We start from the raw sequence: 12,999 nt of genomic DNA on the forward strand, positions 1-12,999 counted from the left end.
AAACAGCATAAAAAAAGCCCTTTTCAGGGCTTTTAAATATTACTTTAATTCGTAGGTATTGTTTTCCTTTTTCAGATCAGCCATTAATCCACTTGGATCAATAGTTATTTTCTTGATGGAAGATTTCGATTTAGCAATGTTGAATTCAAACGTTGGATACGCCCAAGCCCAATCATTCAAAACTGTTCTTTTTACAGCAGGATTTGGGTTTTCTTTTTCAAAACTCATCATTCGCAACGGGATGTAAAAACTTTCCATTGTTCCGTCTGTATATTCCACTAATAAATCAATTGGCATTGGCATTCTGCCTATTCTTCCTAAAGTAACCGTTGTTTTATCTGCATTTTCTTTTACGTCATTGATTGCATAATCAATAGTATTTGTGGTTTGTGTCCAATCCGTCAAATACCAATCCAAATTTGCACCGGAAATTCTTTCGGCAGATCTTTTGATATCATTTGGCGTAGGATGTTTGAATTTGAAATCGCTATAATACTTTTTTAAAGTTTTCATCAGATTTTCCTTGCCTATCAAATACATCAATTGTGTTAGGAAAAGCTCTCCTTTACTATATGAAGAAATGCTGTATACTCTGTTTTCGTCAAAACGATCTGCATGTGTTCCTTGTGGCAATTCTTTACCTGAATTCACCATTGAAAAATATCCAGCATACGCTCCTGTAAATGGGTTTTCTACTTTTTTATCGGCAATTTCATTCAGTCCAAAATCTTCAAGGAACGATGTAAATCCTTCATCCATCCATCCGTGTTTTGATTCATTGGAAGCTAATACATGCTGGAACCAAGAGTGCGCCATTTCGTGAGCGGTTACGCCTAATAATCCATCAAAACTTCCTTGTCCTAAAATCAACGTACACATGGCATATTCCATTCCGCCATCACCACCTTGAATTACAGAGTATTGTTTGTACGGATAATCGCCAACAGTTTTATTGTAAATTTCCATCAGCTGAACCGTTTTTGGTTGCAGATCTTTCCAGTTTTGTACAAATTTTGGATTGTTTTTGTACAAGAAATGAATATCAACCCCATTTGGTGCTTTTGCAATATCATGAATGTAATTCTTATCAGCAGCCCAAGTAAAATCATGAACCATTGGTGCATTAAAATGCCAAGTCAATGTTTTTGTTTTCTTTGGAACAGACACAACAATACCTTGATCTTGGTAACCGTGACCAATTTCGTTTTTGTTTTGTAAATAACCGGTACCACCTAAAACATAATCTTTATCAATAGTAATATTTACGTCAAAATTTCCCCAAACGCCATGAAATTCTCTAGCGATATACGGATCGGCATGCCAACCTTCAAAATCAAATTCAGCTAGTTTTGGATACCATTGCGCCATTGATAATTCTACGCCTTCGGCATTATTTCTTCCGGAACGACGAATCTGAATGGGAACCTGACCATCAAAATCTAATGTGAATGTAGTTTTGGAATTGGGTAATATTGGCTTAGCCAAAGTTACTTCAAGAATAGTCCCAATCTCTTTTGCATTAGCAACTGCTCCGTCTTGTTTGAAATTAGAAATTCGTAAATAACCAATTTCATTTGGTTTCAAATTTTTAATGCGGCTTTCTTTGACTTCTTTATCACCAACTTTTACTTTGGTGACCATTCTGCCATCTGGATCTTTGATGCTTTGGATTCTTGCATCCATTTCGCTTCCAGGCTGAAAGGCATTATTAAGTAAGTGATAATATACTTTTCTCAAAGTATCAGGAGAATTATTGGTGTAAACCAATTCCTGTTTTCCTTTGTATTGGTATGTTTTTACATCCATGGAAACATCCATTTTGTAATCGACATGCTGTTGCCAATATGAAGTGTTTTGGGCAAAAACAGTTCCGAAACTCAAAGTGACAAAAGAGAATAAAAGTAGTTTTTTCATATGTGATTTAAATAAAAATGGAAGGACAGTTTGTCCTTCCATATAATGAATTGTTTAAATATTATTTAGACATTTTTTCTGCCATCAGTAAAGCGTTATATGCATTTACTATTTTTCCTGATTGAGACAAAGCAGTAAATGAACGCGTATCATTTGCTTTTCCTCCTACAATAACATCCGTTGTAATTGCAATTCCAGAATCCATCAAAATATGCTTCACTTGTTGAGCAGATAATTTTGGATAGTACGAACGAATTAATGCAGCAACTCCGGCAGCATTTGGCGCAGCCATTGAAGTTCCTTGTAAGTATTTGTATGTATTGTTTGGAGTTGTAGCGTAGATTTTTACTCCAGGAGCAAAAACATCCACATTGATTTTTCCGATGTTAGAGAAACGAGCCACAACTTTATTTCCGTATTCAAAATTCAAAGCACCAATTGTGATTAAATTATCAGCAAACTCCTTCACTTTATCTTCAGAATCGTTAGGGAAATTTTCTGCAAAATCAATGTCTTTTGCATCATTACCCGCTGCGTGAACAATTAATACATCTTTTTTCTCAGCATATTTTATAGCATCATAAACCCATTGCTTGTGTGGAGAAAAACTTTTTCCAAAACTTCCGTTGATTACTTTGGCACCATTATCAACAGCGTAACGAATTCCAAGTGCAATATCTTTATCGTACTCATCACCGTCTGGCACTGCACGAACGGTAAGAATCTGAACGTTGTTTGCAACACCATCCCCACCTAATACGTTGTTTCTGCTTTGAGCAACAATTCCGGCAACGTGCGTTCCATGAAGAATTTCGTTCTTGTCTGGTCCCATTACATTATTGTTACCGTATTTAGTATCGGTGATATCGTTTGGATTATCTCCTACCACTTTACGGTAATCTGTTTTCAGATTGTCTCCATTTATAAGGGCAACCTGATCGTCTAATTGTTTTTGAACAGCAACTTTTAGTTCCGCTACTGGCAATCCATAAGAAAGCATTTGTTGCATAGCCGCTTTACTTTTTTGTATTGCCGGTTCTTGTGAAACAATTGCATTTACCTCTTCGACTGTATAAACTGGTTTTCCTAAATGTTTTACTAGTACAGCATCACCTGCAGTAATACTTTCTAACATTTGCTCTGAACGTGTTTTCCCTGCAGCAGCTTCAGCCACTTTTTTATCATTCAATGCTTTTGCCTCTTGATAAGTCGCATCATCTACTAAAGTTTTATCTTTAATGATTCTTTCGTATTCCAAGTTTTCTTTGGTGCTGTCTCCAAGAAAATTCCATCCGTAAATGTCATCAATATATCCGTTTTTGTCATCGTCAATTCCGTTTCCGGCAATTTCTTTTGTATTGGTCCAAAGTACAGATTTCAAATCTTCGTGTTCGATATCCACACCAGAATCTACAATTCCAACAATAACTGGCACGCCTTTTTTGCCTTTCAATAATTCAGCATACGCCTTGTCAACACTCATTCCAGGAATAGTATCAGTTACGATATCTAGATGACTCCATCTTTTCAAATCGTTTTCAGCAATTGGTGCCTTTTTTTTAATATTTAAAGGTGCGCTTATGGCAACTAGATCAGAATTAGTGGTATTTGAAACTTGTTTTGAAGCGCCACATCCCACTAATGCTAAAAGAGCAAAAGCAGAAATGTAAATGGGTTTAATGGTATTCATTGAAAATGTTTTTGTTGATTTTTAAATATTTGTCTAAAATAATTTTTTTTGTTACAAATGGTGTTATGATTAACACTATGTTAAGATTTGTTCGCAAGTAAAAACTTCTGCCAACCGAACACCTTTTTCGGTTTTTTGTACGGTTATTATTTCATTATGCGCATCGTGTTCCAAGAACAAATAATAATTATTATCTGCCGCAGCATTCATGAATTTTTCTTTTTCTGGCATAGTCAATAAAGGTCTGGTATCATATCCCATCACATACGGAATTGGAATATGTCCGGCTGTTGCCAATAAATCAGCACAAAAAACGATTGTTTTGTCCTTGTATTGAATGTGCGGAATCATTTGCTTTTCTGTATGTCCATCAGCAAAGAAAATGCCAAAACCCAGTTCCGATTTTTCTAAAAAATCTCCTTCGGGTCTTTGAATGAAATTCAGCTGTCCGCTTTCCTGCATCGGTAAAATGTTTTCGGATAGAAAGGATGCTTTCTCTCTTGGATTTGGCTTTGTCGCCCATTCCCAATGATTTTCGTTAGACCAGAATTTAGCGTTTTTAAACGCAGGTTCGTATCCTGTTTTGTCAGCGTTCCATTGTACGCTTCCACCACAATGGTCAAAATGTAAATGTGTCATAAAAACATCGGTAATATCATCGCGATGAAAACCATATTTAGCCAACGATTTATCCATGGAATGTGTTCCCCAAAGCGAATAATACCCAAAAAATTTCTCGGATTGTTTGTTTCCCATTCCCGTATCAATCAAAATTAATCGGTTGCCGTCTTCAATCAATAAACAGCGCGCCGCAATATCAATCAGGTTATTTTCATCGGCAGGATTGGTTTTGTTCCAAATAGTTTTTGGCACCACGCCAAACATTGCGCCACCATCTAATTTAAAATTGCCTGTTTCTATGGGATATAATTTCATGATTTTTCTTTTTTTCGAGAGGAAACAAAGTTAAGGAATTCAAACGCTTTTACTGGTCGCAAATAGCTTTTTTCTATTTTTGCATTAGTTATAATAATGTTATCAATTATGGAAAAAGCTTTTTATACACTATCTTTGTGCTTAATTTAGACAAAATCAATATAAGCTATGATAAAAGTTTCTGACACAGCAAGAAAAAAAATCATCGATTTAATGAAAGATGATGGTTTTGACGCTGCAATTGACTACGTAAGAGTAGGTGTAAAAAGCGGCGGATGTTCTGGATTGTCTTATGATTTAAAATTTGATAAAACAAAAAGCGAAGACGATAAAATTTTTATAGACAACGATATCACAATTGCTGTTGAGAAAAAATCTTTTCTATACTTAGCCGGGACAATATTAGAATTCTCAGGTGGAATAAATGGCAAAGGATTTGTTTTCAACAATCCAAATGCCAATAGAACTTGTGGTTGCGGAGAATCATTTTCATTATAGTCGAATGTCGAAAGTCATAAAGTCGAAAGACTTGTAATGACTTTAAAACTTTAGACTTTAAAACTTTAAGACAAAAAATATGTCAAAATATACAGAAGACGATTTAAAAATCGAACTCGAAACTAAAGAATACGAATACGGATTTTACACCGAATTAGAATCAGAAACGTTTCCTATCGGTTTAAATGAAGATATCGTTCGCGCTATTTCGCACAAAAAAGGAGAGCCACAATGGATGACCGATTGGCGTCTGGAGGCTTTTCGTGCTTGGGAGCAAATGACAGAGCCAGAATGGGCAAATGTGAATTATACCAAACCTGATTTTCAGGCGATTTCCTATTATTCAGCTCCAAAAGCGGTAGATCCTAATAAAACTTTGGACGATGTAGATCCGGAACTTTTAGAAATGTACAAAAAGTTAGGCATCTCTGTCGATGAGCAAAAAATGATGAATAATGTAGCAATGGATATCGTTGTCGATTCAGTTTCTGTAGCGACTACATTCAAGAAAACATTAGGCGAAAAAGGAATTATCTTCATGAGTATTTCTGAAGCCATCAAAGAGCATCCAGAATTAGTTCGTAAATATTTAGGAACAGTTGTACCGCAAAAAGACAACTTTTATGCGGCTTTGAATTCAGCAGTTTTCTCTGACGGATCGTTCTGTTATATTCCGAAAGGCGTTCGTTGCCCAATGGAACTTTCAACTTATTTCAGAATTAACCAGGCAGGAACAGGGCAATTCGAAAGAACGCTTTTAGTTGCTGACGAAGGAAGTTATGTTTCTTACTTAGAAGGTTGTACTGCACCAAGTCGTGATGAAAATCAATTACACGCTGCTGTAGTGGAACTAATCGCTTTGGATGATGCCGAAATCAAATATTCAACCGTACAAAACTGGTATCCTGGAAACAAAGAAGGAAAGGGTGGTGTTTATAATTTTGTAACCAAAAGAGGAATCTGCGAGAAAAACGCAAAAATTTCTTGGACACAAGTAGAAACTGGTTCTGCCATAACTTGGAAATATCCTTCGGTTATTTTAAAAGGAGACAATTCAGTAGGAGAATTTTATTCGATTGCGGTGACCAATAATTTCCAACAAGCCGATACAGGAACCAAAATGATCCATTTAGGTAAAAATACTAAATCGACCATTATTTCTAAAGGAATTTCTGCTGGAAAATCACAAAATAGTTACCGTGGTTTAGTTCGAATTTCACCAAATGCAGATAACGCCAGAAATTTTTCACAATGTGATTCCTTATTAATGGGGAACAATTGTGGTGCGCATACTTTCCCTTACATCGAAAGTAAAAATCCATCAGCAAAAATAGAACATGAAGCTACGACAAGTAAAATTGGCGAAGACCAAGTTTTCTATTGCAACCAACGTGGAATTCCAACTGAAAAAGCAATTGCTTTAATCGTAAACGGTTTCAGTAAAGATGTATTGAATAAGTTACCAATGGAATTCGCCGTAGAAGCACAAAAATTATTAGAAATTTCATTAGAAGGTTCTGTAGGATAAAAATTTGTTTAAAGTTTAAGGTTTAAAGTTGAGCAACTTATGATTAACTTTAAACCTTAAACAAAAATGAATGGCGACAATAACTAGGTTTGAAGATTTAGAAATTTGGAAAGAGGCTAGACGACTGGCTAAAGAAATTCATATTATTTCTGTAGAATCAGATTTAAAAAATGATTTCAGATTTAAAGATCAAATAAAAGCATCGTCAGGCTCAGTAATGGATAATATTGCTGAAGGTTTTGAGAGAAACGGAAATTTAGAATTTAGACAGTTTTTGTATATCGCAAAAGGATCCGCTGGAGAAACCAGGTCGCAATTATACCGCATTTTAGATTACAATTATATCAATGAAGAAAAGTTTGAAATTTTAAAAACTGACTTCGAAAATTTAAGTGGAAAAATAAACAATTTTATATCATATTTAAACAAGAAAGATTTTAAAGGCACCAAGTTTCAGTAAACACGAGAACTTTAAACTTTAAACTTTAAACAAAGAAAACATGTTAAGTATAAAAAATTTACACGCCTCGATAGGTGACAAAGAAATATTAAAAGGAATTAACCTTGAAGTAAAAGCAGGAGAAATTCACGCGATTATGGGACCAAACGGTGCTGGAAAAAGTACCCTAGCGTCTATCATTGCAGGAAACGAAAACTACGAAGTAACCGAAGGTGAAATCTCTTTAGACGGAGAAGACCTTTCGGAATTGGCACCAGAAGAAAGAGCACATAAAGGTGTTTTTCTTTCGTTCCAATATCCGGTTGAAATTCCGGGAGTTTCAGTTACTAACTTCATGAGAACTGCTATCAACGAAACGCGTAAAGCAAACGGTCAGGAAGAAATGCCTGCAAATGAAATGCTAAAAGTGATTCGTGAAAAATCAGAATTATTAGAAATTGACCGTAAATTTTTGTCTCGTTCTCTAAACGAAGGTTTTTCTGGTGGAGAGAAAAAACGTAACGAAATTTTCCAAATGGCAATGCTAGAACCAAAATTGGCTATTCTTGATGAAACCGATTCTGGATTGGATATTGATGCGTTACGAATTGTTGCTAATGGAGTTAACAAACTAAAAAGCGACAAAAACGCCATCGTAGTAATTACACACTACCAACGTTTATTGGATTATATCGTTCCTGATTTCGTTCACGTATTATACAACGGAAAAATTGTAAAATCCGGTGGAAAAGAACTAGCGCACGAACTGGAAGAAAAAGGATACGACTGGATTAAACAAGAACAAGAAGCTTAAAATTTTGTTTGAAGTTTAAAGTTTAAAGTTGCCTCGAGATAACTTTAAACTTTTAAACCTTAAACTTTAAACAATATAAAAATGGAATTAAAAGAAAAATTACTATCGTCTTTTATGGCTTTTGAAGAGCGTGTCGATGTTCACTCTGAACTTCATGACGTGAGAACCGCCGCCATAAAAAACTTTGAAAATAAAGGTTTCCCAACCAAAAAAGACGAAGCTTGGAAATACACTTCGCTAAACGCCATCTTAAAAAATGACTTTACCGTTTTTCCAAAGCAAGAAAACGCAGTTGAATTCAACCACGTAAAAAAATACTTTTTACACGAAATAGACACTTATAAAGTGGTGTTTATCGATGGCGTTTTCAGTTCGCATTTATCGTCAACCACACACGAAGGAATTGATGTTTGCTTGATGTCATCGGCATTGACTAAACCGAAATACAAAATGGTTATTGATACTTATTTTAACCAAATTGCTAACAAAGACGAAAGTCTAACTTCCTTGAATACGGCGTTTGCTATTGAAGGAGCGTATATCAACATTCCAAAAATTAAAGTAGCAGATAAGCCTATTGAAATCATGTATTTCTCAACAGGAAATGAAGCGGCTCTTTTGGTTCAGCCTAGAAACTTAGTGATTGTGGGTGAAAATTCACATGTTCAAATTATCGAACGTCATCAAAGTTTAAACGAAAATCCGGTCTTAACGAATTCTGTTACCGAGATTTTTGCTCAAAAACGTGCTATCGTTGATTATTACAAAATTCAAAACGATACGCTTGAAGCGAATTTAATAGATAATACGTACGTTTCTCAACAAAAAGAAAGTCACGTTTCGGTTCATACCTTCTCTTTTGGAGGAAACTTAACGAGAAACAACTTGAACTTTTATCACTTTGGGGAACGATTGACAAGTACATTAAACGGAATCACGATTATTGGTGAAAAACAACACGTAGATCATTATACTTTAGTGAAACATGCGGCTCCAAATTGCGAAAGTTTCCAGGATTATAAAGGAATTTATTCCGATCGTTCTACGGGAGTTTTCAACGGAAAAGTCTATGTGGAAAAAGACGCTCAAAAAACAAATGCGTTCCAAAAAAGTAACAATATTTTATTGAGCGACAAAGCGACAATAAATGCAAAACCACAATTGGAGATCTTTGCCGATGACGTAAAATGTTCTCACGGTTGTACCGTTGGACAATTAGACGAAACAGCAATGTTCTACATGCAACAACGTGGAATTCCTAAAAAAGAAGCCAAAGCGTTATTGATGTATGCGTTCTCGAATGCTGTTATTGAAAACATAAAAATACCGGAATTAAAACAGCGCATCACCAAAATTATCGCCACAAAATTAGGGGTGAAATTGGGATTTGATTTGTAGTTTTTAATCCCAAATGTTACAAAATTATACACAAAGGGCGCAGAGTTACTATAACTTTGCGCCTTTTGCTATTTTAATTCATGTGCTTTATGGAAGCGATTATCCCCTTCATGATTTCATTAAAATTAAATTCTGGAGATTCTTTTAAACCCATTCGCACCACAACTAAGTCAAGTGACGGAATAATCAAAATCATTTGACCTTGATAACCACTACAAAAATACATATCCTTTGGAACATCTTGAAACGTGCCACCAGCATTAAGCCAAAAATGAGCACCGTATCTTCCGTCTGACGTATTCGTAGGTGTTGCTGTATATTTTGCCCAACCTTCATTGAAAATTTGTTCCCCGTTCCAATTGCCGTTATGTAAATACAGTAACCCAAATTTAGACCAATCTCGTGTTGTAGCCCAACCATAAGACGAGCCCACATAATTTCCTGCCATATCGGTTTCGATAACCATAGAATTCATTCCTATTTTATCTATTAAATCTGTGTACCAAAAATCTAAATATTCCTGATGCGTTTTGAACTGCTTACGCAAAATTCCGGAAAGCAAATTCGTCGTTCCTGAGGAGTAATTCCATCTCGTGTTGGGTTTGAATGCCGCCGGTTTCTCAAGTTGGGAACGCGTCATATCCTCGGCTTGAAAAAGCATTTCGGTAGCATCACAAATTCTATCGTATTTCTCCTCCCATTGTAAACCGGAATTCATGTGGAGTAAATCACTTGTTGTAATCGATTTTCGGTTGTCATTTTTCCATTCCGGAATTGGAGCAGGATCGTCAATATCAAATTTTCTTTGTTTCTCCAAAATTCCAAACATGGCGCTGGTAATACTTTTGGTCATCGACCAGCCCAGAATTTTGCTGTTTTTATCGAAACCGGTATCATACTTTTCGGCTATGATTTTGTCTTTATAAATTACTAAAAGGGAACGTGTTCTTTTTTTGATTTGCCCTTTTGCATCAAAAGCATTGGCGACAGCAGCATTCAATTTATTATAATCAACGTTACTAAAAACGGTATCTTTAGGTTCCTTATTTCCATACGGAAAAGGTAAATTGTTATTCAATTTTGTTCTTTTGGGAACCAAATACGGTTTTGAAACATCAAAATCATCATTGATTAAAGTCGCTCCCAAACCTTCGCGGTAAATTGCTTTTCTTTCTTTTAAACCATAAACCGAAGCCACAGCAAACTTTCCGGCATCTTCAATTTTGTTTTTGGCCAAATCAATCATGTCGATATCATTGTCGCCTTTCTCAATCATTTCTTGTGAACGATTATCAATAAAATGCCCCGAGGCGATACTTTTGGCTGAAAAGCCAGAAATTAAATCCAGTTTTGGATAGGTTGCGAACCCCAAATAAAAGATTCCGATAAAAGAAGCAAAACCAACGAACTTGAAGAATTTTTTCATATAGAATTAATTTGAAGCAATTTAATAAAAAAGAACCACATTTTTGAACCGATACCGAATTGAGAAAATCAACTTTTATTAACAAGTGTTTGCCAAAAATTAATTCCAATTTCACTACTTTTGTATTTAGAAAAATTCTAAATAATGAAAGACTAATTCCAAATTAGTTTCTCTAAAAAAATGTTGACTGTTGGCTTTATTTCGGACCAATAAAAACATTAAAAAAACAAGCCGACAAAATGTTAGACATTAATAAAATTAGAGCCGACTTCCCTATTCTTTCACAAAAAGTAAACGGGAAACCATTGGTTTATTTCGACAACGGAGCCACTTCGCAAAAACCACAAGTGGTGATTGATGCGATTTCAAAATACTATCAGGAAATCAACGCTAATATTCACCGTGGCGTTCACACGTTAAGTCAATTAGCAACCGATGCGTATGAGATTTCACGCGGTAAACTTCAAAATCACATCAATGCAAAATTTGCCCATGAAGTGCTTTTTACTTCGGGAACAACGCATGGAATCAATTTAGTTACTAATGGATTTGCTTCGATTTTGAAACCAGGCGATGAGGTTTTAGTTTCGGCATTGGAACACCACAGCAATATTGTGCCTTGGCAAATGTTGTGCGAGAAAACGGGAGCGACTTTGCGCGTGATTCCAATGAATCTTGATGGCGAATTGATTATGTCAGAGTATGACAAATTACTTTCGGATAAGACCAAAGTTGTTACCGTAAATCACATTTCGAATGCTCTTGGAACTGTCAATCCAATTAAATACATGATTGACAAAGCACATGAAGTTGGTGCGGCGATTTTGATTGACGGAGCGCAAGCTGTTCCGCATTTGAAACCAGATGTTCAGGAATTGGATTGTGATTTTTATGTTTTTTCAGGACATAAAATATGTGGTCCAACAGGAACTGGAATTTTATATGGAAAAGAAGCTTGGCTAAATAAATTACCGCCTTATCAAGGTGGAGGCGAAATGATTAAGGAAGTGACTTTCGAGAAAACTACTTATGCGGAGTTGCCTCATAAATTTGAAGCCGGAACACCAAATATTGCTGGTGGAATTGTGCTGGGAACTGCCGTTGATTATATGAATGAAGTTGGTTTTGACAACATTCAACAACAAGAAAAAGAATTACTGGAATACGGGACTAAACGATTATTAGAAATTGAAGGTTTAAAGATTTTTGGCACCGCCAAAGAAAAAACTTCCGTAATTTCGTTTAACATTGAAGGAATTCATCCGTACGATATTGGCACCATAATTGACAAATTAGGAATAGCAGTACGAACAGGCCATCATTGCGCCCAACCCATTATGAATTTCTTTAATATTCCGGGAACTATACGAGCATCATTTGCTTTTTATAATACCAAAGAAGAAATTGATGTTATGGTTGAAGCTATTAAAAAAGCGCAACGCATGTTGTCCTAAAAAAATTAAAAATATAAACACATGAAAATTCTATCCTTATTATTTCTGACTATTTTCCTAGGCAACGGTTGCGATAGCGCCAAAGCGCAAGATATTGAAACCGCTACTATTGAATACATAGCTAACACCAGAGGTTTTTATCAAAAAATAACAGTGAAAAATCAGATGCTGACAGTTTCAAAAGACAGAGACGGAAATGATAAGCCGGTACCATCAAAAATTTCGGATGCAGACTGGAAAGAATTAGTAGATTGTTTTAAAAAGGTGGAATTGGATAGTTTAGCCAAATTAAAAGCACCAACCGAAAAACGTTTTCATGACGGTGCGGCTATCGCGAATTTGAAAATCAACTTCAAGGATAAAGCCTATGAAACGAATAGTTTTGATCATGGTTTTCCGCCAAAAGAAATTAAGAAATTCGTGAATACGATAACTTTATTAGCTAAAGAAAAAAACTGAAAATAAATTCAGCATAGTATGAAAATTAAAGAAATACAAGAAGAAATTGTTGACGAGTTCTCCATGTTTGACGACTGGATGGAGCGTTATGAATACATTATCGAACTAGGGAAAAAACTTCCTTTAATCAAAGAAGAATTCAAAACTGAAAACAATCTGATTAAAGGCTGCCAGTCGAAAGTGTGGTTGCAAGGAGAACAAACGGATGACAAAATTGTTTTCACTGCCGATAGCGATGCCATTTTGACCAAAGGAATTATTGCGATATTAATTCGTACTTTTTCCAATCAAAAAGCGTCTGATATTCTAGAAGCTGACATGAATTTTATTGATGAAATAGGTTTAAAAGAACACTTATCACCAACTCGCGCCAACGGATTGGTATCGATGATAAAAAACATAAAAATGTATGCATTGGCGTTCAATACGCAGAATTAATTGCG

12 protein-coding genes are annotated in these 12,999 nt (G+C 35.5%); 8 read left to right on the forward strand and 4 right to left on the reverse strand.

Annotation, left to right across the window (positions count from 1 at the left end; translation table 11 throughout):
* Positions 1 to 39 precede the first annotated feature (39 nt).
* The 3 genes from ACNQF8_RS03715 to ACNQF8_RS03725 form a co-directional block, all read right to left on the reverse strand.
* Positions 40 to 1,914 carry a M1 family metallopeptidase gene (locus ACNQF8_RS03715; RefSeq protein WP_417950847.1) on the reverse strand — a complete coding sequence of 625 codons (1,875 nt, stop codon included), beginning with the start codon at positions 1,912 to 1,914 and terminating at the stop codon, positions 40 to 42.
* A gap of 61 nt (positions 1,915 to 1,975) precedes the next feature.
* Complete coding sequence (locus tag ACNQF8_RS03720; protein ID WP_417952914.1) at positions 1,976 to 3,604, reverse strand: S8 family peptidase; 1,629 nt, start codon at positions 3,602 to 3,604, stop codon at positions 1,976 to 1,978.
* A gap of 75 nt (positions 3,605 to 3,679) precedes the next feature.
* A complete protein-coding gene (locus ACNQF8_RS03725; RefSeq protein WP_417950849.1) occupies positions 3,680 to 4,540 on the reverse strand; it encodes an MBL fold metallo-hydrolase in 861 nt (286 codons plus the stop codon).
* Positions 4,541 to 4,708: 168 nt separating this feature from the next.
* Here ACNQF8_RS03725 and ACNQF8_RS03730 point away from each other — a divergent pair, with 168 nt between their 5' ends.
* The 5 genes from ACNQF8_RS03730 (at position 4,709) to sufD (ending at position 9,217) form a co-directional block, all read left to right on the forward strand.
* Positions 4,709 to 5,038 (forward strand): HesB/IscA family protein, encoded by a 330-nt coding sequence (locus ACNQF8_RS03730; RefSeq protein ID WP_282727663.1) that lies wholly within the window; start codon positions 4,709 to 4,711, stop codon positions 5,036 to 5,038.
* A gap of 79 nt (positions 5,039 to 5,117) precedes the next feature.
* A complete protein-coding gene (gene sufB / locus ACNQF8_RS03735; RefSeq protein ID WP_417950850.1) occupies positions 5,118 to 6,566 on the forward strand; it encodes a Fe-S cluster assembly protein SufB in 1,449 nt (482 codons plus the stop codon).
* 70 nt (positions 6,567 to 6,636) lie between these two features.
* Positions 6,637 to 7,026 carry a four helix bundle protein gene (locus ACNQF8_RS03740; RefSeq protein WP_417952915.1) on the forward strand — a complete coding sequence of 130 codons (390 nt, stop codon included), beginning with the start codon at positions 6,637 to 6,639 and terminating at the stop codon, positions 7,024 to 7,026.
* Positions 7,027 to 7,066: 40 nt separating this feature from the next.
* The gene (gene sufC, locus ACNQF8_RS03745; RefSeq protein ID WP_099714056.1) at positions 7,067 to 7,819 is read left to right on the forward strand and encodes a Fe-S cluster assembly ATPase SufC; all 753 of its coding nucleotides are present in this window, start codon (positions 7,067 to 7,069) and stop codon (positions 7,817 to 7,819) included.
* An 81-nt stretch (positions 7,820 to 7,900) separates the two neighbouring features.
* Positions 7,901 to 9,217 (forward strand): Fe-S cluster assembly protein SufD, encoded by a 1,317-nt coding sequence (gene sufD, locus ACNQF8_RS03750; protein ID WP_417950852.1) that lies wholly within the window; start codon positions 7,901 to 7,903, stop codon positions 9,215 to 9,217.
* Between the two features lie 73 nt (positions 9,218 to 9,290).
* Here the strand turns inward: sufD and ACNQF8_RS03755 are convergent, their stop codons facing one another.
* Positions 9,291 to 10,643 carry a serine hydrolase domain-containing protein gene (locus tag ACNQF8_RS03755; RefSeq protein ID WP_417950853.1) on the reverse strand — a complete coding sequence of 451 codons (1,353 nt, stop codon included), beginning with the start codon at positions 10,641 to 10,643 and terminating at the stop codon, positions 9,291 to 9,293.
* 239 nt (positions 10,644 to 10,882) lie between these two features.
* Between ACNQF8_RS03755 and ACNQF8_RS03760 the strand changes: the two genes are divergently transcribed.
* The 3 genes from ACNQF8_RS03760 to ACNQF8_RS03770 are packed head-to-tail and all read left to right on the forward strand — an operon-like array spanning position 10,883 to position 12,994.
* Complete coding sequence (locus ACNQF8_RS03760) at positions 10,883 to 12,097, forward strand: aminotransferase class V-fold PLP-dependent enzyme (RefSeq protein ID WP_417952916.1); 1,215 nt, start codon at positions 10,883 to 10,885, stop codon at positions 12,095 to 12,097.
* Positions 12,098 to 12,118: 21 nt separating this feature from the next.
* Complete coding sequence (locus tag ACNQF8_RS03765; protein WP_417950855.1) at positions 12,119 to 12,556, forward strand: hypothetical protein; 438 nt, start codon at positions 12,119 to 12,121, stop codon at positions 12,554 to 12,556.
* 18 nt (positions 12,557 to 12,574) lie between these two features.
* A complete protein-coding gene (locus ACNQF8_RS03770; RefSeq protein WP_282711128.1) occupies positions 12,575 to 12,994 on the forward strand; it encodes a SufE family protein in 420 nt (139 codons plus the stop codon).
* Positions 12,995 to 12,999: the final 5 nt, after the last annotated feature.

It is taken from the genome of Flavobacterium labens, from assembly GCF_048286755.1.
GTDB lineage: Bacteria > Bacteroidota > Bacteroidia > Flavobacteriales > Flavobacteriaceae > Flavobacterium.